This is a genomic window from Pseudomonas sp. KH_027, assembly GCF_057838565.1.
In genome coordinates this window covers 2,113,001-2,137,005 of sequence record NZ_CM174470.1, presented here as the reverse complement: position 1 = coordinate 2,137,005, position 24,005 = coordinate 2,113,001, and the positions used below count along the sequence as shown (strand labels likewise).

General features: G+C 61.8%; 23 protein-coding genes. 14 read left to right on the top strand and 9 right to left on the bottom strand.

The annotated features are described in order from the left end of the window. The first annotated feature begins 10 nt into the window (after positions 1-10). Positions 11-994, top strand: a complete 984-nt coding sequence (locus AC3IYG_RS10070; RefSeq protein WP_489313883.1) for a glycosyl transferase family protein — start codon at positions 11-13, stop codon at positions 992-994. Positions 995-1,139: 145 nt separating this feature from the next. On the opposite strand, the gene cysG is transcribed toward AC3IYG_RS10070, so the two are convergent. The 6 genes from cysG to ftsK are packed head-to-tail and all read right to left on the bottom strand — an operon-like array spanning position 1,140 to position 8,662. Continuing rightward, positions 1,140-2,534 carry a siroheme synthase CysG gene (gene cysG / locus AC3IYG_RS10065; RefSeq protein WP_489313610.1) on the bottom strand — a complete coding sequence of 465 codons (1,395 nt, stop codon included), beginning with the start codon at positions 2,532-2,534 and terminating at the stop codon, positions 1,140-1,142. Next, positions 2,535-3,815 carry a serine--tRNA ligase gene (gene serS / locus AC3IYG_RS10060; protein ID WP_489313609.1) on the bottom strand — a complete coding sequence of 427 codons (1,281 nt, stop codon included), beginning with the start codon at positions 3,813-3,815 and terminating at the stop codon, positions 2,535-2,537. A gap of 15 nt (positions 3,816-3,830) precedes the next feature. Further along, positions 3,831-4,205: a fluoride efflux transporter CrcB gene (gene crcB, locus AC3IYG_RS10055; protein ID WP_489313608.1), complete on the bottom strand. Its 375-nt coding sequence runs from the start codon at positions 4,203-4,205 to the stop codon at positions 3,831-3,833. Continuing rightward, positions 4,202-5,527: a replication-associated recombination protein A gene (locus tag AC3IYG_RS10050; RefSeq protein ID WP_489313607.1), complete on the bottom strand. Its 1,326-nt coding sequence runs from the start codon at positions 5,525-5,527 to the stop codon at positions 4,202-4,204. Before AC3IYG_RS10050 ends, crcB begins: the two co-directional genes overlap by 4 nt. Before the next feature lie 33 nt (positions 5,528-5,560). Further along, positions 5,561-6,187 carry an outer membrane lipoprotein periplasmic chaperone LolA gene (gene lolA, locus AC3IYG_RS10045; RefSeq protein ID WP_489313606.1) on the bottom strand — a complete coding sequence of 209 codons (627 nt, stop codon included), beginning with the start codon at positions 6,185-6,187 and terminating at the stop codon, positions 5,561-5,563. 30 nt (positions 6,188-6,217) lie between these two features. Continuing rightward, complete coding sequence (ftsK, locus tag AC3IYG_RS10040; RefSeq protein WP_489313882.1) at positions 6,218-8,662, bottom strand: DNA translocase FtsK; 2,445 nt, start codon at positions 8,660-8,662, stop codon at positions 6,218-6,220. A gap of 180 nt (positions 8,663-8,842) precedes the next feature. Between ftsK and trxB the strand changes: the two genes are divergently transcribed. The 4 genes from trxB to infA all read left to right on the top strand — a co-directional run bounded on the left by trxB (position 8,843) and on the right by infA (position 11,767). Next, entirely contained in the window at positions 8,843-9,790 is a 948-nt protein-coding gene (gene trxB / locus AC3IYG_RS10035; protein ID WP_489313605.1) for a thioredoxin-disulfide reductase, read from the top strand. A gap of 59 nt (positions 9,791-9,849) precedes the next feature. Next, positions 9,850-10,530 carry a leucyl/phenylalanyl-tRNA--protein transferase gene (gene aat / locus AC3IYG_RS10030; protein ID WP_489313604.1) on the top strand — a complete coding sequence of 227 codons (681 nt, stop codon included), beginning with the start codon at positions 9,850-9,852 and terminating at the stop codon, positions 10,528-10,530. A 54-nt stretch (positions 10,531-10,584) separates the two neighbouring features. Continuing rightward, entirely contained in the window at positions 10,585-11,292 is a 708-nt protein-coding gene (locus tag AC3IYG_RS10025; protein ID WP_489313603.1) for an arginyltransferase, read from the top strand. Positions 11,293-11,548: 256 nt separating this feature from the next. Continuing rightward, on the top strand, positions 11,549-11,767 hold the full coding sequence (gene infA, locus AC3IYG_RS10020; protein ID WP_002553999.1) for a translation initiation factor IF-1: 219 nt from the start codon (positions 11,549-11,551) through the stop codon (positions 11,765-11,767). 60 nt (positions 11,768-11,827) lie between these two features. Here the strand turns inward: infA and clpA are convergent, their stop codons facing one another. Both clpA and clpS read right to left on the bottom strand, forming a co-directional pair. Further along, positions 11,828-14,098: an ATP-dependent Clp protease ATP-binding subunit ClpA gene (gene clpA, locus AC3IYG_RS10015; protein WP_489313602.1), complete on the bottom strand. Its 2,271-nt coding sequence runs from the start codon at positions 14,096-14,098 to the stop codon at positions 11,828-11,830. Between the two features lie 29 nt (positions 14,099-14,127). After that, positions 14,128-14,490 carry an ATP-dependent Clp protease adapter ClpS gene (clpS, locus tag AC3IYG_RS10010; protein ID WP_489313881.1) on the bottom strand — a complete coding sequence of 121 codons (363 nt, stop codon included), beginning with the start codon at positions 14,488-14,490 and terminating at the stop codon, positions 14,128-14,130. 228 nt (positions 14,491-14,718) lie between these two features. Between clpS and cspD the strand changes: the two genes are divergently transcribed. After that, entirely contained in the window at positions 14,719-14,982 is a 264-nt protein-coding gene (gene cspD / locus AC3IYG_RS10005) for a cold shock domain-containing protein CspD (protein ID WP_489313601.1), read from the top strand. A gap of 73 nt (positions 14,983-15,055) precedes the next feature. Here the strand turns inward: cspD and icd are convergent, their stop codons facing one another. After that, positions 15,056-16,312 (bottom strand): NADP-dependent isocitrate dehydrogenase, encoded by a 1,257-nt coding sequence (icd, locus tag AC3IYG_RS10000; RefSeq protein WP_489313600.1) that lies wholly within the window; start codon positions 16,310-16,312, stop codon positions 15,056-15,058. A 325-nt stretch (positions 16,313-16,637) separates the two neighbouring features. Between icd and AC3IYG_RS09995 the strand changes: the two genes are divergently transcribed. From AC3IYG_RS09995 to AC3IYG_RS09960, 8 genes are all read left to right on the top strand, one after another. Continuing rightward, entirely contained in the window at positions 16,638-17,084 is a 447-nt protein-coding gene (locus AC3IYG_RS09995) for an NUDIX hydrolase (protein ID WP_489313599.1), read from the top strand. 65 nt (positions 17,085-17,149) lie between these two features. After that, on the top strand, positions 17,150-18,268 hold the full coding sequence (gene mnmA / locus AC3IYG_RS09990; protein ID WP_489313598.1) for a tRNA 2-thiouridine(34) synthase MnmA: 1,119 nt from the start codon (positions 17,150-17,152) through the stop codon (positions 18,266-18,268). Then, a complete protein-coding gene (gene hflD, locus AC3IYG_RS09985) occupies positions 18,265-18,885 on the top strand; it encodes a high frequency lysogenization protein HflD (protein WP_489313597.1) in 621 nt (206 codons plus the stop codon). The genes mnmA and hflD overlap by 4 nt, the downstream gene beginning before the upstream one ends. Before the next feature lie 198 nt (positions 18,886-19,083). After that, positions 19,084-20,454 carry an adenylosuccinate lyase gene (purB, locus tag AC3IYG_RS09980; protein WP_489313596.1) on the top strand — a complete coding sequence of 457 codons (1,371 nt, stop codon included), beginning with the start codon at positions 19,084-19,086 and terminating at the stop codon, positions 20,452-20,454. A 78-nt stretch (positions 20,455-20,532) separates the two neighbouring features. Further along, positions 20,533-21,699 carry a ribosomal protein uL16 3-hydroxylase gene (locus AC3IYG_RS09975; RefSeq protein WP_489313595.1) on the top strand — a complete coding sequence of 389 codons (1,167 nt, stop codon included), beginning with the start codon at positions 20,533-20,535 and terminating at the stop codon, positions 21,697-21,699. Then, a complete protein-coding gene (locus tag AC3IYG_RS09970; RefSeq protein ID WP_489313594.1) occupies positions 21,692-22,120 on the top strand; it encodes a GNAT family N-acetyltransferase in 429 nt (142 codons plus the stop codon). Before AC3IYG_RS09975 ends, AC3IYG_RS09970 begins: the two co-directional genes overlap by 8 nt. 7 nt (positions 22,121-22,127) lie before the next feature. Then, a complete protein-coding gene (locus tag AC3IYG_RS09965; RefSeq protein ID WP_489313593.1) occupies positions 22,128-22,766 on the top strand; it encodes a DUF7931 domain-containing protein in 639 nt (212 codons plus the stop codon). After that, positions 22,763-23,572, top strand: a complete 810-nt coding sequence (locus AC3IYG_RS09960) for a secretin N-terminal domain-containing protein (protein WP_489313592.1) — start codon at positions 22,763-22,765, stop codon at positions 23,570-23,572. Before AC3IYG_RS09965 ends, AC3IYG_RS09960 begins: the two co-directional genes overlap by 4 nt. Positions 23,573-24,005 lie beyond the last annotated feature (433 nt).

Below are 24,005 nucleotides of genomic sequence, written 5' to 3'. Positions count from 1 at the left end.
TCCGCAACCCCTGACCCTGAGCACCCCAGCCGAGCACCCTTTCGCCCAGTACGTGCGCATCCTCGGCAAAGGCAAGCGCGGTGCCCGCAACATGACCCAGGATGAAGCCCGCGAGGCAATGGGCATGCTGCTCGACGGCACAATCGAAGATACCCAACTCGGCGCCTTTCTGATGCTGATGCGCTACAAAGAGGAAAGCCCCGAGGAACTGGCCGGCTTCACCCAGGCCGTTCGCGCACGCCTAGGCGCCCCGGCCATCGCCGTGGACCTGGACTGGCCGACCTACGCCGGCAAGAAACGCCATCTGCCCTGGTACCTGCTGGCCGCCAAATGCCTGGCCAACAACGGTGTGCGCATCCTCATGCATGGCGGCGGCGCGCACACCGCCGGGCGGCTGTACAGCGAACAACTGCTCGAATTGCTGGGCATCCCGCTTTGCCGCAACTGGGCGGCGGTCAACCAGGCGCTCGAGCGGCATAACCTCGCGTTCAGCCCGCTGGTCGACTGGATGCCGCAACTGCAACGGATGATCGATCTGCGCAACACCCTGGGCCTGCGTTCGCCGATCCACTCCCTGACCCGCGTGCTCAACCCGCTGAATGCACGCTGCGGCCTGCAGAGCATCTTCCATCCGGGCTATCAGGCCGCGCACCGCGAGGCCAGCCAGTTGCTCGGCGATCACAGCATCGTGATCAAAGGCGATGGCGGCGAGATCGAAATCAATCCGGACGTCAGCTCGCACCTGTACGGCACGACCGGCGGCAGCAGCTGGGATGAGGAATGGCCGGCGCTCTCGGCGCAACGCCACGTCAAACCGGAAAGCCTCGAACCGGATCATCTGCGCGCCTTCTGGAAGGGCGAAGTCGATGACGCGTATGGCCAACTGGCCGTGCAGGCCACCATGGCGCTGGCGCTGCGCGGGCTGGGTACACCGCGCGAAGCGGCCTTTACCCAGGCCCAGCAGTACTGGGATGCGCGCAACCAATCGATTTAGCCGATGCTAAAGCGGCGTATTTTGCGCCATTCGTTCGAACCATCGGCATTAAACTGTATGCCTTGTAGGCGGGTGAACCCCGCCAAATAAAGCAACGCAACAACCTCGGCCAGTCATTGGTTTATACCGCGCGGGTTCACCCGCCCTACACCTGCTCTTGAGCGCCTTCGAACCAGGCCAGCTTCTCCCGCAGGCTGACCACTTCGCCGACGATCACCAGCGTTGGCGCATGCACTTCATGCTGCCCCACCAGCTCCGGCAGATTGGCCAAAGTGCCGGTAAACACCCGCTGATTCACGGTGGTGCCCTGCTGAATCAAGGCGGCCGGCGTACTGCTGGCGCGGCCGTGCTTGATCAGTTGCTCGCAGATAAGCGGTAACCCGACCAACCCCATGTAGAACACCAGGGTTTGCCCCGGTGCCACCAGGTCGACCCAGGGCAGGTCGCAACTGCCATCCTTCAAATGCCCGGTAACGAAACGCACGGACTGGGCATAGTCGCGGTGGGTCAGCGGAATGCCGGCATAGGCCGCACAACCGCTGGCGGCGGTGATGCCCGGTACCACCTGGAAGGGAATGCCGTTGGCGGCCAGCTCTTCGATCTCTTCGCCGCCACGGCCGAAAATGAACGGATCGCCGCCCTTCAGGCGCAGCACGCGCTTGCCTTGCCTGGCCAGCTCGACCAGTTGGCGGTTGAGCTGCTCCTGCGGCAAGGCATGTTCGGCGCGCTGCTTACCGACGTAAATGCGTTCGGCATCGCGGCGACACAGCTCGATGATCGCCGGCGCGACCAGGCGGTCATAGAGCACCACATCGGCCTGCTGCATCAGCCGCAGGGCGCGAAAGGTCAGCAGGTCCGGGTCGCCAGGGCCGGCACCGACCAGGTAGACCTCGCCGCGCACTTTGGGTAGCGCGCCGCTGAGCTTGCCTTGCAGCATTTTCTCGGCTTCGGCGCCCTGCCCGGCCAGCATGCGTTCAGCGATCGGGCCCTGGAATACATCCTCCCAGAACACCCGGCGCTGCTGCAGGTCCGGCAGCAGATCCTTGACCTGGCTGCGAAAACGTTTGGCCAGACCGGCCAACTGGCCATAACTGGCGGGAATCCAGGTTTCCAGCTTGGCGCGAATCAAGCGCGCCAGCACCGGCGCATCGCCACCGCTGGAAACCGCCACCAGCAGCGGCGAGCGGTCGACGATGGCCGGAAAAATCACGCTGCACAGGGCCGGCGCATCGACCACATTGACCGGCATGCCGCGCCCACGTGCATCCTGCGACACCCTGGCATTCAGCGGCTCGTCATCGGTGGCGGCGATAACCAGCACACAGCCCTGCAGGTCCGTGTCGAGATAACCACGCTCGTGCAGCTCGCCACCGCTTTGCCGGGCCAAGGCCGCCAGTTGCGCTTCGATCTGCGGCGCCACAACCCGCAGCACCGCACCGGTGTCGGCGAGCAGGCGCGATTTGCGCAAGGCAATTTCGCCGCCACCGACCACCAGGACGCGCTGGCCACGCAGGTTATGAAACAGCGGCAGGAAATCCATTTAACCAATGACCTCGATGCCGCCCATGTAGGGCTTGAGCACGTCCGGCACCCGGATCGAACCGTCGGCCTGCTGGTAGTTTTCCAGCACCGCGACCAGGGTCCGGCCTACCGCCAGGCCCGAGCCGTTGAGGGTGTGCAGCAGTTCCGGCTTGCCGGTTTCCGGGTTGCGCCAACGCGCCTGCATGCGCCGGGCCTGGAAGTCGCCACAGTTGGAGCAGGAGGAAATCTCGCGAAACTTGTCCTGGCTTGGCACCCAGACTTCCAGGTCGTAGGTCTTGGTGGCGCTGAAGCCCATGTCGCCGGTGCACAGGGCCAGTACGCGGTACGGCAGCTCAAGCAGCTGCAGGACTCTTTCGGCGTTGCCGGTCAGGCTTTCCAGCGCTTCATAGGATTTGCTCGGCTCGACGATCTGCACCATCTCGACTTTGTCGAACTGGTGCTGGCGGATCATGCCACGGGTGTCGCGCCCGGAAGCACCGGCCTCACTGCGGAAGCACGGGGTGTGGGCGACGAATTTCAACGGCAGTTGCTTGGCATCGAGAATCTCGTCGCTGACGATATTGGTCAGCGACACCTCGGCCGTCGGGATCAGGTACAGGTCGGCCTCGCCTTCGCGGCTGATCTTGAACAGGTCCTCTTCGAACTTCGGCAACTGCCCCGTGCCTTGCAACGCGGGGGCCTGCACCAGGTACGGGGTGTAAGCCTCTTCGTAGCCATGCTCGCCGGTGTGCAGGTTGATCATGAACTGCGCCAGGGCGCGGTGCAGCCGGGCAATCGGCCCGCGCAACAGGGCGAAACGCGCGCCCGAGAGTTTCGCGGCACGCTCGAAATCCAGCCAGCCGTGCAGTTCGCCCAGGGCCACATGGTCTTTGATTTCGAAATCAAAAGCCTTAGGCGTGCCCCAACTGCGCACTTCGACGTTGCCTTCCTCATCATCACCGACCGGCACCGACTCGTGCGGCAGGTTGGGAATACCTAACAGGATACCGTCGAGTTCGAGCTGGATCGCATCCAACTCTTGCTTGCCGCTGCTCAGCTCACCGGCCATGCGATCGACATCCGCCATCAGCGGGCCGATATCTTCGCCACGGGCTTTGGCCTGGCCGATGGACTTGGAGCGCGCGTTGCGTTCGGCCTGCAGTTGCTCGGTGCGGCTCTGTACGCTTTTGCGCTGGGCTTCAAGCCCTTCGATACGCGCCACGTCCAGTTGGTAACCGCGGGTTGCCAAGCGCTCGGCGATGGCCTGCAGTTCGCTACGTATCAGTTTGGGATCAAGCATGTGCGTCTCTCATCATCAGAGTTTGGTCAGGGACAAGCCCGCCCAGGTGGCGAGCAGGCCGCCGAACACGCTGAGCGCCGCATAGCCAAAGGCCAGTGGCAACTGCCCGCTTTCCAGCAGGCGCAGCGTGTCGAGGGAAAAGGAGGAAAATGTCGTCAGGCCACCGAGAAAACCGACGATCAAGCCGGCGCGCAACTCGAGGGGGATTTCCGGACGAATCAGGAACAAGCCATAGAGGTAGCCGACCAGCAGGCAACCGACCAGGTTGACCAGCAAGGTGCCGAGGTTGAAGTGCTGCGGCCACCGGGCGGTGATCCAGTTGGCAGTCGCGAAGCGCAACAAAGTACCCGCAGCGCCGCCCACGGCGACCGCAAAAATCACGCGAATCATGACTTTCTCCGTTGCCGCGGGCTGGCGCGATCCTGCGCCGCAAGATGATTCAGCTTGTCGCGGATCTTCAGTTCCAGGCCGCGCGGCACCGGCTGGTAATACTGGCGCGGCTCGAGGTTGTCGGGAAAGTAGTCTTCGCCAGCGGCATAGGCGTCCGGCTCATCGTGGGCATAGCGGTATTCGTCGCCGTAACCCAGCTCTTTCATCAACTTGGTCGGCGCATTGCGCAGGTGCAGCGGCACTTCCAGCGAGCCGTGCTCGGTGGCATCGCGCATCGCGGCCTTGAAAGCGTTGTACACCGCGTTGCTCTTCGGCGCGCAGGCCAGATAGACCAGCGCCTGCGCCACCGCCAGCTCGCCTTCCGGGCTGCCCAGGCGCTCTTGCACATCCCAGGCGGACAGGCACAGGCTCAGCGCCCGCGGGTCGGCGTTGCCGATGTCTTCGCTGGCCATGCGCACCACGCGGCGGGCGATGTACAGCGGGTCGCAGCCACCGTCGAGCATGCGCGCGAACCAGTACAGGGCGCCGTCCGGGCTGGAGCCACGGACCGACTTGTGCAGCGCGGAAATCTGGTCGTAGAAGGCTTCGCCGCCCTTGTCGAAACGGCGGCGGCTGTCACCCAATAGGTTCTGCAGCAGTTCGACGCTGATTTCACTGTCGTCTTCGGTCAGGTCGGCGGCGTTCTCGAGGAAATTCAGCAGCCGCCGACCATCGCCATCGGCGGCGGCCAGAAGAATCTTGAAACTCTCGTCCGGCAGGCTCAGGTGCCGGTCGCCCAGGCCTTTCGGCTCGTTCAGCGCGCGCGCGACCAGTTTGCGCATCGCCTCTTCGTCCAGGCTTTTCAGCACATAGACGCGGGCGCGCGACAGCAGCGCGTTGTTCAGCTCGAACGAGGGGTTCTCGGTGGTGGCGCCGATGAATATCAGCGTGCCGTCTTCCACATAGGGCAGAAAGGCATCCTGCTGCGACTTGTTGAAGCGGTGCACTTCATCGACGAAGAGGATGGTCCGGCGACCGTACTGCGCCGCATGCTGCTGGGCGATCTCCACCGCCTGGCGGATTTCCTTGACCCCGGACAGCACCGCCGAGAGCGTTTCGAAATGCGCATCGGAAACCTGCGCCAGCAGACGCGCCAAGGTGGTCTTGCCGACGCCTGGCGGGCCCCAGAAGATCATCGAGTGCAGCGCGCCCTGCTCCAGCGCCTCGCGCAGCGGCTTGCCCCGGGCCAACAGGTGCTCCTGACCGACGTACTCATCCAGGCTGGCTGCGCGCAGGCGGGCGGCCAGGGGTTGAGCGACGGGGGTATTACGGAACAGGTCCATGGGCGGGAATCAGCACCTCTTATGCGTCAGCGTTTACTCTTGGATCACGTCCGCGCCAGCCGGGACGTCGAACGTGAACTGGCCGGCGTCCAGCGCCGCGTTCATTTTCACCCCGAGGAACAGGATATTGGTGCGCTGGCCGACGCTGTCGATCAGCTGCATGTCGTTGATCACGCCCTTGCGAAAGGACAGTCGCAGGTTATCGAACAGCGTGTCCTTGGCTTTCGGCTTGAGGGTGAAGTCCACTACATCGCCGGCTTCCTTGAAGCTGATATCGAAGTTCTGACGAATCTGCGAGACATCGCCGGAGAGCAGCAAGGCCGGGGTATGGGTCAGGCGCTGGTCGAGCTTTTGAATCGTCACCTGCTGCAGGTCCGGGTCGTACAGCCAGACTTTCTGGCCGTTGGACACCAGCAACTGCTCCTGCGGCGCGTCGGTATGCCAGCGGAACAGGCCCGGGCGCTTGAGGGACAGCTCGCCGGCGGTTTCCTGCAATTGGGTGCCGGTGCCATCGAGGGTCAGCTGGGAGAAGCGCGCAGTGATGGTCTGCGCCTGGCTGAGCAGTTGGGTCAGGCGCTGCACGGCAGCTTCGTCGTCGGCCTGGACCGGGATGGCGGCAAAGGCCATGGCTGCCAGCAACAGCATGCGGAAAAGGCGCATGTAAATCCTCATTGAGTCCATGGGTAGGCGTTAATCGCGGGTCGGGCCCGGCGCAATCACTTCACGGGAGCCGTTGGTGTTCATCGACGTCACTACGCCGGCCATTTCCATGGCTTCGACCATGCGTGCGGCGCGGTTGTAGCCAATTTTCAGCTTGCGCTGCACGGCGGAAATCGAAGCCCGACGGCTCTCGGTGACGAAGCGCACGGCTTCGTCATACAACGGATCGTCTTCACTGCCTTCGCTGCCACCTTCGCCGCCGCCGTCAAAGCCGCTGCCCGGTTCTTCAACGCCCGCGAGAATGTCTTCGATGTAGTCAGGCGAACCGCGCAATTTCCAGGCTTCGACCACGCGATGGACCTCTTCGTCGGAAACGAAGGCGCCGTGAACGCGGATCGGCAGGCCGGTACCGGGCGGCAGGTAGAGCATGTCGCCATGACCGAGCAGTTGTTCGGCACCGCCCTGGTCGAGGATGGTCCGCGAGTCGATCTTGCTGGAAACCTGGAACGCCATGCGCGTGGGGATGTTGGCCTTGATCAGACCGGTGATCACATCCACCGACGGTCGCTGCGTGGCGAGGATCAGGTGAATGCCCGCCGCCCGCGCCTTCTGGGCGATACGTGCGATCAGCTCTTCGACCTTCTTGCCGACGATCATCATCATGTCGGCGAATTCGTCGACTACGACCACTATGGTCGGCAGGGTCTTCAGGAACGGCGCTTCGTCGTGAATGCTTTCGCGCTTGTAGAGCGGGTCGACCAGTGGCTCGCCCGCCTCTTCCGCATCCTTGACCTTGCGGTTGAAGCCGGCCAGGTTGCGCACACCCATTTTCGACATGAGTTTGTAGCGCCGCTCCATCTCGGCCACGCTCCAACGCAGCGCGTTGGCCGCCTCTTTCATGTCGGTGACGACTGGACAGAGCAAGTGCGGGATGCCTTCGTAGATCGACAACTCGAGCATTTTCGGGTCGATCATGATCAGGCGCGCCTCTTCCGGCGTCGACTTGAACAGAATCGACAGGATCATCGCGTTGACCCCCACCGACTTACCGGAGCCGGTGGTACCGGCCACCAGCAGGTGCGGCATCTTCGCCAGGTCAGTGATCACCGGCCGACCACCGATGTCATGGCCCAGCGCCAGGGTCACCGGCGACTTGGCGTCATCGTATTCCGGCGAGGACAGCACCTCGGAGAAGCGCACGATCTGCCGGTCCTCGTTGGGTACCTCGATGCCCACAGTGGTCTTGCCCGGGATGACCTCGACCACGCGCACGCTGATGATCGCCATCGAGCGCGCCAGGTCCTTGGCCAGACCGGAAATGCGGCTGACCTTGACGCCTGCGGCCAACTGGATTTCAAAACGGGTGATAACCGGGCCGGGATGCACAGACTCGACCATCACCTCGACACCGAACTCCTTGAGCTTGATCTCCAGCAGGCGCGACATGGCCTCCAGCGACTCGGGCGAGAATTTCTTCTGCTTCTTCTCGGCCACATCGAGGATCGAAATCGGCGGCAGTGTGCCTTCCACGGCGCTATCGACGAACAGCGGCGCCTGCTTCTCTTTTTGCACGCGCTTGCTCGGTTCAACGGCTTTAGGCGCGGCGGGCGGGGTGATCACCGGTGCCGGACGCTTTTCGCGCTCGCTCATGTGCTTGGTCAGGGCCTCCTCGCGCTCGATCAGGCGTTCCTTGACCTTCGCCTGTTCACGGCGGTCGTGCACCATCGGCGCAGCCACTTCGCTGACCCGCTCATCGACTTCGCGCAACTGAGCGACCAATTGCTTGCGCTCGACCCGCGAACTCCACCAGCTGTTGATGGCGCTCTGGATCAGCTCGAACAGATCGAGGGTGATCTTGCCGGTCAAATCCATGACCTTGAACCAGGACAAGTCACTGAACACCGTCAGACCAAACAGGAACAAGGCGATGAACAGCAAGGTGCTGCCCTGCACATTCAGCGCAGAAACGGCCAGCTGCCCCAGGCTCTCGCCCAATGCGCCGCCTGCCGAAGCGGGCATGCTGGCGCCGGAATGAAAGTGGATATAAGCCAGGGCCGCGCCAGACAGCACCAGGAACACCAGGCCGATCAGCCGCCAGGAGAACAGCCAGCCACTCCACTGCCACGGCTGATGGCGCTGACGGAAGACCTGCAAGGTCTTGACTGCCAGCAGCAGCGGGAACAGGTAGGCAAAGTAACCGAGGGCCATGAACAGGATATCGGCGAACCAGGCACCGGCGCGGCCGGCGGCATTCTGGACCTGCACGACATTGCTGGTATGGGTCCAACCCGGATCGTTCTGATCGTAGGTCAGCAGCGCCATCCAGAGATAGAGACAGAGCGCACCCAGCGCGATCAGCGCACCTTCCTTGAGCCGGTAGTGCAATTGCTGACGCCAAACTGGTGTTTGAGCGGTAGTGGTGGAGTTCTTCAAAACGCGTCTTTTCCTGCGCCTGCGGCGCGCCCAACAATCGATTGACGGCGAAAACTTGGCCTATTGTACGGGTTTGCCCGCCTGATGCCACGCCGTGCGATAGGCTTACGGCGCGTTTTGCCGGCCTCTCCCGCTTCGGTGTAGCATAGCCAACAGCATCTTCCGTGCGGCTCAATTTGAGCACGCATTCTCTTTTGTGACAAAGGCTTATGAGGTGTTTATATGAGCGAAGTCAAGCATTCACGCCTGATCATCCTGGGCTCAGGCCCTGCCGGCTACAGCGCTGCCGTATACGCTGCCCGCGCCAACCTCAAGCCTCTGGTCATCACCGGCATCCAACCTGGCGGCCAACTGACCACCACGGTCGAGGTGGACAACTGGCCGGGCGATGTCGAAGGCCTGACCGGCCCGGTATTGATGGAGCGCATGCAGAAGCATGCCGAACGCTTCGATACCGAGATAGTCTACGACCACATCCACACCGCCGAGTTGCAGCAGCGCCCCTTCACGCTCAAGGGTGACAGCGGCACTTATACCTGCGACGCCTTGATCATCGCCACCGGCGCCTCGGCCCAGTACCTCGGCCTGCCGTCGGAAGAAGCCTTTGCCGGCAAGGGTGTATCGGCCTGCGCCACCTGCGACGGATTCTTCTATCGCAACCAGGTGGTCGCCGTGATCGGCGGCGGCAACACGGCTGTTGAAGAGGCACTGTACCTGGCCAATATCGCCAAGGAAGTGCACCTGGTGCATCGCCGCGACAAACTGCGTTGCGAGAAAATCCTGCAGGACAAACTGTTCGAAAAAGCCGCCAACGGCAATATCCGCCTGCATTGGAACCAGAACCTGGATGAAGTGCTGGGCGACGCCAGCGGCGTAACCGGTGCCCGTTTGCGCGAGAGCGCTACCGGCGCAACCTCGGAGTTGGCACTGGCCGGCGTGTTCATCGCCATCGGCCACAAACCCAACACCGACCTGTTCCAGGGCCAACTGGAAATGCGCAACGGCTACTTGCTGATCCAGGGAGGCAGTGAAGGCAACGCCACCGCCACCAGCATCGAAGGCGTCTTCGCGGCCGGCGATGTCGCCGACCACGTGTATCGCCAGGCCATCACCTCGGCTGGCGCCGGCTGCATGGCCGCGCTCGATGTCGAGAAATTCCTCGACCTCTGAGCCCCGCAGACGGGCGTACCGCGCCCGTCTTCTCCCTCCCCTCTTCCGCCGACATTGCCATGCTGACCTGGCTCCAGCGCGACACCCTTGATTTCCCACCTCTGGACAAAGCCCTGCGCGAGCCCAACGGCCTGCTGGCAGCCGGTGGCGACCTGAGCGCCGAGCGCCTGGTGCAGGCCTACCGCCATGGCTGCTTTCCCTGGTTCCAGGACGGACAGCCAATCCTCTGGTGGTCACCGGACCCGCGCACCGTGTTGTTTCCGGGCGAACTGCACATTTCCCGCAGCCTGGGCAAAATCCTGCGCCAAGGCCGCTACCAGGTGACCTTCGATCAGGACTTCGCGGCGGTGATCCAGGCCTGCGCCGCGCCGCGCAGCTATGCCGATGGCACCTGGATCACCTCCAGCATCCAAACGGCGTATCTGCAACTGCACCAGCACGGCATTGCCCACTCGGTCGAAGTATGGCTCGACGGCGAACTGGTGGGCGGGCTTTACGGGCTGGCGATGGGGCAGCTGTTTTTCGGGGAGTCGATGTTCAGCCGCGCCGACAATGCGTCCAAGGTCGGCTTTGCCACGCTGGTCGAACATTTGCGGGCCTGGGGTTTTGTGCTGATCGACTGCCAAATGCACACCCAGCACCTGCACAGCTTTGGCGCCCGCGCCATTCCCCGCGCCGAATTTGCCGCTTACCTGGCCCGCCATCTCGACCGAGCGAATACGGCGAACTGGCTTGCCTAGGCGAGTCCGGCAGCCTGGCATACACTTACTCCAAGGCTCTCTTGAGGGTTCACCATGACCGAGTTGGCCCGCCTCAAGTTTTACGCCACTCAGCCACATCCTTGCAGCTATCTGCCCGAGGAACAGGCCACTACGCTGTTCCTCGACCCCAGCCAGCCAATGGATGTGGAGGTCTACGCTGAGCTGTCGGAAATGGGCTTCCGCCGCAGCGGCGATCACCTCTACCGCCCACATTGCCAGCGCTGCACCGCCTGCGTGCCGGCACGCATTCCCGCCGCGCTGTTCAACCCCAACCGCCAGCAACGGCGCATCCTCAAGCGCAATGAAGGGCTTCAGGTGCGCGCCGTGCGCCCAACTTTCAGCGAAGAGTATTACGCGCTCTATGCGCGCTACATCGAACAGCGCCACGCCGATGGCGATATGTACCCACCCAATCGCGACCAATTCACCACATTCCTGGTTCGCGACCTGCCTTTTTCACGTTTTTACGAGTTCCGGCTGGACGGTCGTCTGCTCGCAGTGGCCGTCACCGACGCGCTACCCAACGGCCTTTCCGCGGTCTACACCTTCTACGACCCCGATGAAGAGCGCCGCAGCCTGGGTCGCTACGCCATCCTCTGGCAGATCGGTGAAGCCGCGCGCCTGGATTTACAGGCGGTCTACCTGGGTTACTGGATCAAGAGCTGCCGGAAGATGAACTACAAGACCCAATACCGCCCCATTGAACTGTTCGTCAATCAGCGCTGGATTACCCTTTCATAGGCTCTACTGCCCCGTAACGACGGCCTCCCCCCTTCGCGTTGCGCCTGAAAGCGCGCCATGCCGCCATGCAAGCCCCGACAAGGGACACAACCATAGCCCGCCTGGCGCGCCCTCAGAGGGCGATGCGGCTCGCCAATAAACCTCGACAGAGCCTAATTACCTTGGCGGGAGCCACTATTTTCGGGCACAATGCACGCCGCTTTTGCCTGGCGCCAGTTGCACCGGGCCATTCATTGGATACCGAGGGCTTTACTGCATGTCGAAAGAAGACAGCTTCGAAATGGAAGGCACTGTCGTCGACACCCTGCCCAACACCATGTTCCGTGTGGAGTTGGAAAATGGGCACGTCGTAACCGCGCACATTTCCGGCAAGATGCGTAAAAATTACATCCGCATCCTGACCGGCGACAAAGTACGTGTTGAATTGACGCCCTATGACCTGAGCAAGGGCCGCATTACTTACCGCGCGCGCTAAGCCAGTCCTAATGAAAACGCCCGGCATTGCCGGGCGTTTTTGTTTGCCTCCGGTTAATGGCTAGGCCATTTCCGCCGTGGTCTCGAAGTCGAAAGTCAGCTCGCCGTCTTTGACATCGATGTGCACCACACCACCATGCTCAGCCAACTCCCCGAAGAGAATCTCCTCGGCCAGCGGACGCTTGATCTTGTCCTGGATCAGGCGAGCCATAGGCCGGGCACCCATCTGCGTGTCGTAGCCACCGGCAGCCAGCCAACCACGCGCCGCATCACTGACTTCGAGCGTGACGTGCTTGTCCTCGAGTTGCGCCTGCAGCTCGGTGAGGAACTTGTCGACCACGCTCTTGATCACTTCATGGCTCAGGCGGCCAAACTGGATAATGGTATCCAGACGGTTGCGGAACTCCGGCGTGAAACTCTTCTTGATCACTTCCATGGCATCCGTGGAGTGATCTTGATGGGTGAAGCCGATAGAGGCCCGCGCCGCCGTTTCAGCGCCCGCGTTGGTGGTCATGATCAGGATGACATTGCGGAAATCCGCCTTGCGCCCGTTGTTGTCAGTCAAGGTGCCGTGATCCATCACCTGCAACAGCAGGTTGAAGACCTCCGGATGCGCTTTCTCGATTTCATCCAGCAGCAGTACGCAGTGCGGCTGCTTGGTGATGGCCTCAGTCAACAGGCCACCCTGATCGAAACCGACATAGCCCGGCGGCGCACCGATCAGACGGGAAACCGTGTGGCGCTCCATGTACTCGGACATATCGAAACGCACCAGCTCGATACCCATGGCCTTGGCCAGCTGCCGTGCCGCTTCGGTCTTGCCGACACCGGTAGGCCCGGCGAACAAGAACGAACCCACTGGCTTATCTGGCGACTTCAAGCCCGCACGAGACAGCTTGATGGCCGTGGACAGCGAGTCGATCGCCGCATCCTGACCGAACACCGTCAGCTTCAGGTCACGCTCCAGGTTGCGCAGCAGCTCCTTGTCCGAACTGTTGACATGCTTGGGCGGAATACGCGCGATCTTCGCGACGATATCCTCCACATGCACCACCTCGATGCGCTTGACCCGCTTCTCCAACGGCTGCAGACGCTGGTAGGCGCCCGCCTCGTCGATCACGTCGATGGCCTTGTCCGGCATGTGGCGATCGTTGATATAACGCGATGCCAGTTCAGCGGCGGCACGCAGCGACTCATCGCTGTACTCGATGCTGTGATGCTGCTCGAACCGCGCCTTGAGGCCGCGCAGGATACCGATGGTGTCCTCCACCGACGGCTCGCTGACATCCACTTTCTGGAAGCGCCGCGCCAGCGCGCGGTCCTTCTCGAAGATGCCGCGAAACTCCTGAAAGGTGGTCGAGCCGATGCAACGGATTTCCCCGGAAGACAGCATCGGCTTGAGCAGATTGGACGCATCCATCACACCACCCGACGCCGCACCGGCACCGATTATGGTGTGGATCTCATCGATGAACAGGATCGCATGCGGACGCTTGCGCAACTCGTTGAGCAAGGCCTTGAAACGCTTCTCGAAGTCGCCGCGGTACTTGGTGCCGGCCAGTAACGCGCCGAGATCCAGGGAGTACACGACGCTGTCCGCCAGCAGATCCGGCACCTGGCCGTCGACGATACGCTTGGCCAGGCCTTCGGCGATGGCAGTCTTGCCGACCCCGGCCTCGCCCACCAGCAACGGATTGTTCTTGCGTCGCCGCGCGAGGATCTGCGCAACGCGCTCGACCTCGGATTCACGCCCGACCAGCGGATCGATGCGCCCCAGGCGCGCCAGCTCATTGAGATTGCTGGCGTAGGCATCCAGCGGATTGCTCGAGGAAGTGGACTCGCCACCCTCTTCATCCTGCATATCCTGGTCACTTTCCGAATGATCGGCGTGCCCCGGAACCTTGGAAATACCATGGGCAATGAAGTTGACCACGTCGATGCGGGCAACGCTTTGCTGTTTGAGCAGGAATACCGCCTGGCTTTCCTGCTCGCTGAAAATCGCCACCAGCACATTGGCGCCGGTCACTTCGCGCTTGCCGGAACTCTGCACATGGAAAACCGCGCGCTGCAGTACGCGCTGGAAGCCCAGTGTCGGCTGAGTTTCACGCTCCTCGTCATGCTGAGGGATCAATGGCGTGGTGGAGTCGATGAACTCCTGCAGATCATGCCGCAGCTTGTCCAGATTGGCGCCGCAAGCGCGCAGCACGCCAGCAGCGGCTTCGTTGTCCAATAGCGCCAACAGTAGGTGCTCAACCGTCATGAACTCATGACGCTTGGTGCGGGCCTCCTTGAAGGCCAGATTGAGGGTGACTTCGAGCTCTCGATTTAACATAGCTTCACCTCATACCCAAGCAGTCGGAATTAACCGTCCTTCTCGATCTCACAGAGTAGCGGATGCTGGCTTTCCCTTGCGTACTGGTTGACCTGCATTGCCTTGGTCTCAGCGATATCGCGGGTGAACACTCCGCACACTGCCCGCCCCTCGGTATGGACGGCCAGCATGACCTTGGTCGCTAGCTCCCGATTCAGGTTGAAAAACACCTCGAGCACTTCGACCACGAAATCCATCGGCGTGTAGTCATCGTTAAACAAAACCACCTTATACATAGGTGGAGCCTGCAGCGCCGGCTTGGCTTCCTGCACAGCTAAACCAGAGCCGTCATCCTCATGTGGAGCAGGATGATCCTGATTGAATGTTAGTCGAATCTGGCTACTTACACGCATGTTGGAATGAAAGGTTCGCAGTTGAATGACGGGGATGCTAGATAGATTTTGACCGACTTCGCAGACGGTCACAGCATTGCCTTGACTATCAGTAAAACGGTGTTACAACCAAATGATACCCGTTCACGGGTATTAGGGATCCGCGCCCTTGCCACGTCGGCTGATGCGCGCGCGGAAACGTAATGGATGATACCCCAGTGGTGGGGGTCTTTGCAGAGGGATATCAGCATGCTTAGCGGTAAGGTCAAGTGGTTCAACAACGCCAAGGGCTATGGATTTATCCTGGCTGACGGCCGAGATGAGGACCTGTTCGCCCACTACTCGGCAATCCAGATGGACGGCTATAAGACGCTCAAAGCTGGCCAACCGGTAAGCTTCGACATTATCCAGGGCCCAAAAGGGCTGCACGCCGTCAATATCAACTCGATCGCACTATCGACTGAAATACCCGCGACTGCCAGCCAGTCACAGGGCGCAACGACCGAGGCCTGACAACCGTCCAGCGCTCGAAAGCATAAAAAAGGCCGGTCAAATGACCGGCCTTTTTTTGTTGCCGCTAATCAGCTCACATGTGAGTGATCATGGCATCGCCGAACTGCGAGCAGGACTGCAGCGTGGCGCCTTCCATCAAGCGTTCGAAGTCATAGGTCACGGTCTTGGCCGAGATCGCGCCATTGACACCCTTGATGATCAGGTCGGCCGCTTCCAGCCAGCCCATGTGGCGCAGCATCATTTCCGCGGAAAGGATCAGCGAACCCGGGTTCACCTGGTCTTTGCCGGCGTATTTCGGTGCCGTGCCGTGGGTGGCTTCGAACATCGCAATGTTGTCGGACAGGTTGGCGCCCGGCGCGATGCCGATACCGCCCACTTCAGCCGCCAGAGCGTCGGAGAGGTAGTCACCGTTCAGGTTCAGGGTCGCGATCACATCGTACTCGGCCGGACGCAGCAGGATCTGCTGCAGCATGGCGTCGGCGATGGCGTCCTTGACGATGACGTTCTTGCCGGTGTTCGGGTTCTTGAACTGCATCCAAGGACCGCCATCCAGCAGTTCCGCGCCGAATTCGTTCTTGGCGATTTCGTAGCCCCAATCCTTGAAGGCACCTTCGGTGAACTTCATGATGTTGCCTTTGTGCACGATGGTCAGCGAATCGCGGTTGTTATCGACCACGTACTGCAGCGCCTTGCGTACCAAACGCTGGGTGCCCTGCTTGGAGACCGGCTTGATGCCGATACCGCAATCGGTATCGAAGCGGATCTTCTTGACGCCCATTTCCTCTTTGAGGAACTTGATGACCTTTTCCGCTTCCGGCGAGCCGGCTTTCCACTCGATACCGGCGTAAATGTCTTCGGAGTTCTCGCGGAAGATGGTCATGTCGACATCTTGCGGCTTCTTGACCGGGCTTGGCACACCGGTGAACCAGCGCACCGGGCGCAGGCAGACATACAGGTCGAGCTCTTGGCGCAGCGCCACGTTCAGCGAGCGAATACCGCCGCCAACCGGCGTGGTCAGTGGGCCCTTGATGGAGACCACGTAGTCGCGCACGGCTTCCAGGGTTTCTTTGGGCAGCCAAGTATCCTGGTCATAGACCTGGGTGGCTTTTTCGCCGGCGTAGACTTCCATCCAGGAGATCTTGCGCTTGCCGCCGTAGGCTTTTTCGATAGCAGCGTCAACGACCTTGATCATGACTGGGCTGATATCAACGCCAATGCCATCACCCTCGATGTAAGGGATGATCGGATTGTTCGGTACGTTCAGGGACATATCGGCATTTACGGTGATTTTGTCACCGGTTGCTGGCACCTGGATCTTTTGGTATCCCATGCTGGACTCCGTTGCTCTCGTGGTCTGACATCCCGCCGCGCGTATGGCGCGCCGAATGGATCTTTTTAGGTCTCGGAAAGGCGGGCCATTCTTGTAGTTTTTCTACAGAAAGTCACGCACTTTTCCATTATCTGGTTGCGCGAATCACCGCTATAGACCGCGCCAAGTCGGCTCCCGACACACCTTTGTAGTCAAACTACAAAAGCGCTACAAAATCCTTCGAACAAGGCGCAATTCATCCTAGCAGCTCATCCCAGGATTGCCTTTTCTCGCCGCCCACCGGCGTGCCGGTTAAGATTGCACCCCCGCCCACAAGGAGCTTCACATGCGCTTCACCCCTCACGTTACCGTCGCCACAGTGGTCGAAGATCAAGGACGCTTTCTGCTGGTCGAGGAGATGGCCGACGGCCGCGCTGTATTTAATCAACCCGCCGGCCACTTGGAAGCCGACGAAAGTCTGATACAGGCGGCTTTACGCGAGACCCTCGAAGAAACCGGTTGGGACGTGGAACTGACGGCGGTGATCGGCATTTACCTCTATACCGCCCCGAGCAACGGCGTGACCTACCAGCGTATCTGCTTTGCCGCCCGGCCGCTGCAACAACGCCCCGAGCATCCGCTGGATGACGGGATCATCGGCCCGCGCTGGTTGACCCGCGCCGAGCTGGCCGCCCAACCCGAGCGCTGGCGCAGCGAGTTGGTGCTGCGCTGCATCGACGACTACCTGGCTGGCGAACGCTTTGCACTGACGCTGCTGCGCGGCGCGGCTTAAATCGCCGTTCGGCAACCTCGCCTGATAGAATTGCTTTTTTCCAACGTCACCTCGCCTAAATCCCTATGCCTGATTCAACCCCAAAGCGCGTGATCGTCGGCATGTCCGGCGGTGTCGACTCTTCCGTTTCCGCCCTTCTGCTCCTGGAGCAGGGTTATCAGGTGGAAGGCCTGTTCATGAAGAACTGGGAAGAGGACGACGGCACTGAATACTGCACCGCCATGGACGACATGGCCGATGCCCAGGCCGTTTGCGACAAGATTGGCATCAAGCTGCACACCGCCAACTTCGCCGCTGAGTACTGGGACAACGTGTTCGAGCACTTCCTCGCCGAATACAAGGCCGGACGCACGCCGAACCCGGACATCCTCTGCAACCGCGAGATCAAGTTCAAAGCCTTCCTCGATTATGCCCTGATGCTCGGCGCCGACCTGATCGCCACCGGCCACTACGTGCGCCGCCGCGACCGCGACGGCCGTACCGAGCTGCTCAAAGGCCTCGACCCGAACAAGGACCAGAGCTACTTCCTGCACGCGGTCGGCGGCGAACAGCTGGCCAAGACCCTGTTCCCGGTTGGCGAACTGGAGAAACCGGCCGTGCGCGCCATCGCCGAACAGCATGCGCTGGCCACCGCGAAGAAGAAGGACTCCACTGGCATCTGCTTTATCGGCGAACGCCGCTTCAGCGACTTCCTCAAGCAATACCTGCCCGCTCAGCCGGGCAACATCGAGACCACCGAAGGCGAAATCATCGGTCGCCACCACGGCCTGATGTACCACACCATCGGCCAGCGCCAGGGCCTGGGCATCGGCGGCCTCAAGGACGCCGGCGAAGAGCCCTGGTATGTACTGATAAAGGATCTCGAACGCAACGTACTGGTCGTCGGCCAAGGCAATGAGCACCCCTGGCTGTTCTCCAGCGCGCTGCTGTGCTCGGGCATCTACTGGGTCAACCCCATCGACCTGAGCACCCCGCGACAACTGACGGCCAAAGTGCGCTACCGCCAGAGCGACCAGGCCTGCACCCTGGAGAAAACCGCCAACGGCTACCGCGCCGCATTCGCCATGCCCCAGCGCGCGGTGACACCCGGCCAGTCCGTAGTGTTCTACGACGGCGAAATCTGCCTCGGCGGCGGCGTGATCGAAACAGCCGAACCCTGGAGCAGCAAGGAAAAGCGCGCATGACGCCGACACAGGAACAACTGGTCGCCCTCGGCGGCGTATTCGAAGCCGCCTTCCTCGTCGACCAGGTTGCACGTACCGGTCAGATCAGCGAGGCCTCGCTCGGCTGCATGCTTGGCAGCCTGATGGTTCGCGACCCGAAGAGCACCCTGGAGGTCTACGGAGGCGACGACCTCAACCTGCGCAATGGCTACCGCGCGCTGATCAGCGCGCTGGAACGCGACCCCGCCAGCCTGCAGCGCGAACCACTGCGTTACGCCCTGGCCCTGCTCGGCCTGGAGCGCAAGCTGGCCAAGCGCGAGGACATGCTGCAGGTCATCGGCAGCCGTCTCGACCAAATCCAGCAGCAGGTGCAGCATTTTGGCCTGGTGCACGAGAACGTCATCGCCGCCAGCGGCGGCCTCTACCAGGACACCCTGAGCACCTTTCGCCAGCGCATCCAGGTGCACGGCGACATGCGCAATTTGCAGCAACCGAGCAACGCCTCGAAAATTCGCGCCCTGCTGCTCGCCGGCATTCGCTCCGCCCGCCTGTGGCGCCAACTCGGCGGCCATCGCTGGCAACTGGTGATCAGCCGCCGCAAGCTGCTCAAAGACCTCTACCCGCTGTTGCGCGGCTGAGCCATGCGCGCCACGGTCGCCAGCCAGGCCGCCATATCCACAACTTATAACCTGGGACCGCCCGGGCTGGCTTTCAGCGCCAGCCTGCCGGCGCGTCCAACGCGGCGCGCCGAACGCTGATCGGGCAACGCGGCCCAACCGTGTTTTTCATGTATAATTCGCGCCCCTTTTCGTCGCCCGACTGTCCGAGAACGCCCCATGCAGCTCTCCTCGCTCACCGCGGTATCCCCCGTTGATGGCCGCTACGCCAGCAAAACCAGCGCTTTGCGCCCAATCTTCAGCGAATACGGCCTGATCCGCTTTCGCGTCATGGTTGAAGTTCGCTGGCTGCAGCGCCTGGCCGCGCATACCGGCATCCCGGAAGTCGCGCCCTTCTCCGCGCAAGCCAACGCCCTGCTCAACACGCTGGCCGAAGACTTCCAGTTGGAGCACGCCGAGCGCGTGAAAGAGATCGAGCGCACGACCAACCACGACGTCAAAGCCGTGGAATACCTGCTCAAGGAGCAAGCGGCGAAGCTGCCGGAACTGGCCAACGTCAGCGAGTTCATTCACTTCGCCTGCACCAGCGAGGACATCAACAACCTGTCCCACGCCCTGATGCTGCGTGAAGGCCGCGACGGCGTACTGCTGCCCCTGATGCGCCAGCTCGCCGACTCGATCCGCGAACTGGCCGTGCGCTTCGCCGACGTGCCGATGCTGTCGCGCACCCACGGCCAGCCGGCCTCGCCGACCACGCTGGGCAAGGAACTGGCCAACGTCGTCTATCGCCTCGAACGGCAGATCGCCCAAGTGGCTGCCGTACCGCTGCTGGGCAAGATCAATGGCGCTGTCGGCAACTACAACGCGCACCTGTCGGCCTACCCGGACATCGACTGGGAAGCCAACGCCCGCGAATTCATCGAACAGGAACTGGGCCTGGGCTTCAACCCCTACACCACCCAGATCGAGCCGCACGACTACATCGCCGAGCTGTTCGATGCCGTGGCGCGCTTCAACACCATCCTGATCGACTTCGACCGCGATATCTGGGGCTACATCTCCCTCGGCTATTTCAAGCAGCGCACCATCGCCGGCGAAATCGGCTCGTCGACCATGCCGCACAAGGTCAACCCGATCGACTTCGAAAACTCCGAAGGCAACCTGGGTATCGCCAACGCACTGCTCCAACACCTGGCCAGCAAGCTGCCGATCTCACGCTGGCAGCGCGACCTGACCGACTCCACCGTACTGCGCAACCTCGGCGTCGGCTTTGCCCACAGCGTCATCGCTTACGAAGCCAGCCTCAAGGGAATCAGCAAGTTGGAGCTCAATGCTCAGAAAATAGCTGATGACCTGGACGCCTGCTGGGAAGTGCTGGCCGAACCGATCCAGACCGTGATGCGCCGCTACGGCGTGGAAAACGCCTACGAGAAGCTCAAGGAGCTGACCCGTGGCAAAGGCATCAGCGCCGAAGCCCTGCAAAGCTTTATCGACGACCTGGCCATCCCAGCCGACGCCAAGGTGCAACTCAGAGCGCTGACCCCAGCCGGCTACGCAGGCAATGCCGCGGCCCAGGCCAAGCGTATCTGACCGCTACCAGCCTTTTGCACGCCCGGCTGTGCCGGGCGTTTTTATTTAAGGGCTTAGATCCAATTCAAGGGCTTAGACATGAATCCTGATACTCCTCTTCAACTTCTGGGCGGCATTACGGCGCGCGAATTCATGCGCGACTACTGGCAGAAGAAGCCACTGCTGGTTCGCCAGGCGCTACCGGACTTCGAAAGCCCGATTTCCGCCGACGAACTGGCCGGCCTCGCCCTCGAAGAGGAAGTCGAATCGCGCCTGGTCCTCGAGCATGGCGAGCGCCCCTGGGAGCTGCGCCGCGGCCCGTTCGCCGAAGACGATTTCACGACCCTGCCCGAGCGCGACTGGACCCTGCTGGTGCAAGCGGTCGATCAATTCGTGCCCGACGTCGCCGAACTGCTGCAGCATTTCCGTTTCCTGCCGAGCTGGCGCATCGACGACGTGATGATCAGCTTTGCCACGCCCGGCGGCGGCGTTGGCCCGCATTTCGACAACTACGACGTATTTCTTCTTCAGGGCCAAGGACAACGGCGCTGGAAAATCGGCCAGACATGCGATGCCGACAGCCCGCTGCTGGCGCATGCCGACTTGCGCATCCTGGCCAACTTTGAACAGACCGACGAATGGGTGTTGGAGCCCGGCGACATGCTCTATCTGCCGCCACGTTTGGCTCACTACGGCATTGCCGAGGACGACTGCATGACTTATTCCGTGGGCTTCCGCGCACCAAGCGCCGCTGAAGTACTGACCCATTTCACCGACTTTCTCGGCCAGTTCCTGCCCGACGAAGAACGCTACAGCGATGCCGGCGCCGCGCCAACCAGCGACCCGCACCAGATCCAACGCGACTCGCTGGACCGCCTCAAGGCCCTGCTCGCCGAACACATGGGCGACGAGCGCCTGCTGATGACCTGGTTCGGCCAGTTCATGACCGAGCCGCGCTACCCCGAACTGGTTGCCGGCACCGAGCTGAACGAAGAAGAACTGCTCAGCAGCCTGGAAGATGGCGCCGTACTGGTGCGCAACCCCAGCGCCCGCCTGGCCTGGTCCGAAGTCGGTGAAGACCTGGTGCTGTTCGCCAGCGGTCAAAGCCGCCTGCTGTCCGCCAGCCTGCGCGAGCTGCTGAAGTTGATCTGTGCCGCCGAGGCGTTACATATCGAAAACCTTGGCCAATGGCTGGCCAACGACGAGGGGCGTAATCTGCTACGCGAACTGGTCATACAGGGAAGTCTGGAGTTTGCCGATGAGTAGTCAAATCCACGTACGGGTCGCCAACTGGCAGAAAGACAACGCCGATTTGCGCCGCATTCGTGAAACCGTGTTCATCGCCGAACAGGCCGTACCACCGGAACTCGAGTGGGATGCCGAAGACGCCGGTGCCGTGCACTTCCTGGCGCTGGATGGCGACTATGCGATTGGCGCCGCGCGCCTGCTGCCGGACGGCCACATCGGCCGCGTTTCAGTCCTCAAAGACTGGCGCGGCCTGAAGGTTGGCGATGCCCTGATGCACGCCGTGATCGCCGAAGCCGAGCGCCGTGGCCTGAAAGAGCAGATGCTCAGCGCCCAAGTACACGCCACGCCCTTCTATGAGCGACTAGGCTTCACCATAGTCAGTGGCGAATTCCTCGACGCCGGCATTCCCCATGTGGACATGGTGCGCCACAGCAACTGAGGTCAAGATGAACGACGAAAACGCCCCGCCAGCTGAAAACGATGCCGAACCAGTAGAACTGCCAGCCATCGAATTCCAGTCACCGGGGCGTTTCAGCGTGCACAACCCAGCCGCGACAGCCGCAGAACCCGAGCGCTGGGAGCCCGCCCCCTTCATCCTCGGCAACGACCAGCCACTGCAGCGCTTCAGCCTGCCGGCAGAAGCGCGCGCCCATGCTCTGGCAATGCTGCAACAGGCCCAGCGCAGCCTATGCCTCTACAGCAGCGATCTCGAACCCTGGCTCTACCACCACAGCAGCGTGCAGGAAGCCTGCACCCGCTTTCTCCTGGCCCACCCGAAGAACCGCCTGAGGATTCTGTTGCGCGACTGCAGCCGCGCGGTGAAAGAAGGCCACCGCCTGCTGCAACTCGCCCGTCGGCTGCCCAGCAACCTGCAGATCCGCAAGCTGCACCCAAGCTACCCCAGCGAACAAATCAGTTTCCTGCTGGCGGACGGCAACGGCCTATTCCTGCGCCCCGAACCCGGCGAATATGCCGGCTACGCGCTCTACCACGACCCGGCGCGCGTGCGATTGCGGCAAACGCAGTTCGACCAAGCCTGGGACACCAGCATCAGCGACCCCGACCTGCGGAGCTTTCTGTTATGACCCCACGCGCCCTACTCGCCGCCCTGCTGCTGAGTATCAGCCTGCCGCTGCTGGCCGCGACCGAGGTCATCGCGCTGAACTACCGCACCGCCGAAGACGTGCTATCCGTGGTGCAATCCGTCCTCGGCAATGAAGGCCGGGTGAGCACCTATGGCAACCAATTGGTCGTCAACGCGCCACCGGCGAAAATCCAGGAAGTACGGCAACTGCTCCAGCAACTGGATACCCAGCCCAGACGGCTGCTGATCAGCGTCGATACCAGCGACTCGAACTACCAGGATGACCGCGGCTATTCGGTAAATGGCTCGGCGAGTGCTGGCGGGGTGGACATCCAGGCCGGCCAAGGCGAAATCAACGGTCGCGACCAGGTGCGCATCATTCGCCGCAGCACCCAGAGCCGTAACGGCGGCACTCAGCAGGTGCAGGCCACCGAGGGTTATCCGGCGCTGATCCAGGTCGGCCAGAGCGTACCGCTGACCAGCAGCACGACCGACCCGTACGGGCGCGTCTACAACAACACCGAATACCGCGATGTCACCCGTGGCTTCTACGTCACCGCCAGCCTCACCGGCGATCTGGTGCATGTCAGCATCAGCAGCAACAACGACCGCCTCAGCCAGACCCTGCCCGGCGCGATCAACGTGCAAAGCACCGACACCCGTGTCACCGGCCGGCTTGGCGAATGGATCACCCTTGGCGGCGTCAACGAGGACTCGCAAGGCAGCCAGAGTGGTTTTCTGCAGCATCGCTCGACCCAGGGTCGCGAAGACATGACGTTACGACTGAAGGTCGACGCAGTGGACTAACAGCACCCCGCACGTGACCGCCCGGTCGCACGCAGTCATTATGTAGTAGTGAAAAAAAAGCACTACAAAACGTTTGACGAAGCCGTTTGCGGAAGGCATCATTGCCCCGCTCCCGCTAATCAGGGGCCCTAGCATGGGCCTCCGGATCGCACTCCGCTTACCGCGGACTCGATCCGTGTTTTACCGCTCAAAAGGCAGTTGACGAGATTGCGACTGGAACGAAGTTGTCCTGAGGGACGGGGAAGCGTTTTACCTTTCAGCCAGATAGACAGATTCAGCCCGCTGAGTCGCCCAACGGCAGCCACGAGCCGGTAAGCGCAAAGCAGCTGTCGTCATCGAACTGTCAGGCTTTCATCCCCTCCTTGGCTTCACCTCGTCCCGGTCGATATTTCGGCGCCTGCAGTACACAGCCCGCTACAAAACTTTTCTGCAC

Bases quoted from the DNA above. Each gene is read 5' to 3' on its own strand.
- cysG (WP_489313610.1), bottom strand. From the start codon at position 2,534: ATGGATTTCCTGCCGCTGTTTCATAACCTGCGTGGCCAGCGCGTCCTG.
- serS (WP_489313609.1), bottom strand. From the start codon at position 3,815: ATGCTTGATCCCAAACTGATACGTAGCGAACTGCAGGCCATCGCCGAG.
- crcB (WP_489313608.1), bottom strand. From the start codon at position 4,205: ATGATTCGCGTGATTTTTGCGGTCGCCGTGGGCGGCGCTGCGGGTACT.
- AC3IYG_RS10050 (WP_489313607.1), bottom strand. From the start codon at position 5,527: ATGGACCTGTTCCGTAATACCCCCGTCGCTCAACCCCTGGCCGCCCGC.
- lolA (WP_489313606.1), bottom strand. From the start codon at position 6,187: ATGCGCCTTTTCCGCATGCTGTTGCTGGCAGCCATGGCCTTTGCCGCC.
- trxB (WP_489313605.1), top strand. From the start codon at position 8,843: ATGAGCGAAGTCAAGCATTCACGCCTGATCATCCTGGGCTCAGGCCCT.
- aat (WP_489313604.1), top strand. From the start codon at position 9,850: ATGCTGACCTGGCTCCAGCGCGACACCCTTGATTTCCCACCTCTGGAC.
- AC3IYG_RS10025 (WP_489313603.1), top strand. From the start codon at position 10,585: ATGACCGAGTTGGCCCGCCTCAAGTTTTACGCCACTCAGCCACATCCT.
- infA (WP_002553999.1), top strand. From the start codon at position 11,549: ATGTCGAAAGAAGACAGCTTCGAAATGGAAGGCACTGTCGTCGACACC.
- clpA (WP_489313602.1), bottom strand. From the start codon at position 14,098: ATGTTAAATCGAGAGCTCGAAGTCACCCTCAATCTGGCCTTCAAGGAG.
- clpS (WP_489313881.1), bottom strand. From the start codon at position 14,490: ATGCGTGTAAGTAGCCAGATTCGACTAACATTCAATCAGGATCATCCT.
- cspD (WP_489313601.1), top strand. From the start codon at position 14,719: ATGCTTAGCGGTAAGGTCAAGTGGTTCAACAACGCCAAGGGCTATGGA.
- icd (WP_489313600.1), bottom strand. From the start codon at position 16,312: ATGGGATACCAAAAGATCCAGGTGCCAGCAACCGGTGACAAAATCACC.
- AC3IYG_RS09995 (WP_489313599.1), top strand. From the start codon at position 16,638: ATGCGCTTCACCCCTCACGTTACCGTCGCCACAGTGGTCGAAGATCAA.
- mnmA (WP_489313598.1), top strand. From the start codon at position 17,150: ATGCCTGATTCAACCCCAAAGCGCGTGATCGTCGGCATGTCCGGCGGT.
- hflD (WP_489313597.1), top strand. From the start codon at position 18,265: ATGACGCCGACACAGGAACAACTGGTCGCCCTCGGCGGCGTATTCGAA.
- purB (WP_489313596.1), top strand. From the start codon at position 19,084: ATGCAGCTCTCCTCGCTCACCGCGGTATCCCCCGTTGATGGCCGCTAC.
- AC3IYG_RS09975 (WP_489313595.1), top strand. From the start codon at position 20,533: ATGAATCCTGATACTCCTCTTCAACTTCTGGGCGGCATTACGGCGCGC.
- AC3IYG_RS09970 (WP_489313594.1), top strand. From the start codon at position 21,692: ATGAGTAGTCAAATCCACGTACGGGTCGCCAACTGGCAGAAAGACAAC.
- AC3IYG_RS09965 (WP_489313593.1), top strand. From the start codon at position 22,128: ATGAACGACGAAAACGCCCCGCCAGCTGAAAACGATGCCGAACCAGTA.
- AC3IYG_RS09960 (WP_489313592.1), top strand. From the start codon at position 22,763: ATGACCCCACGCGCCCTACTCGCCGCCCTGCTGCTGAGTATCAGCCTG.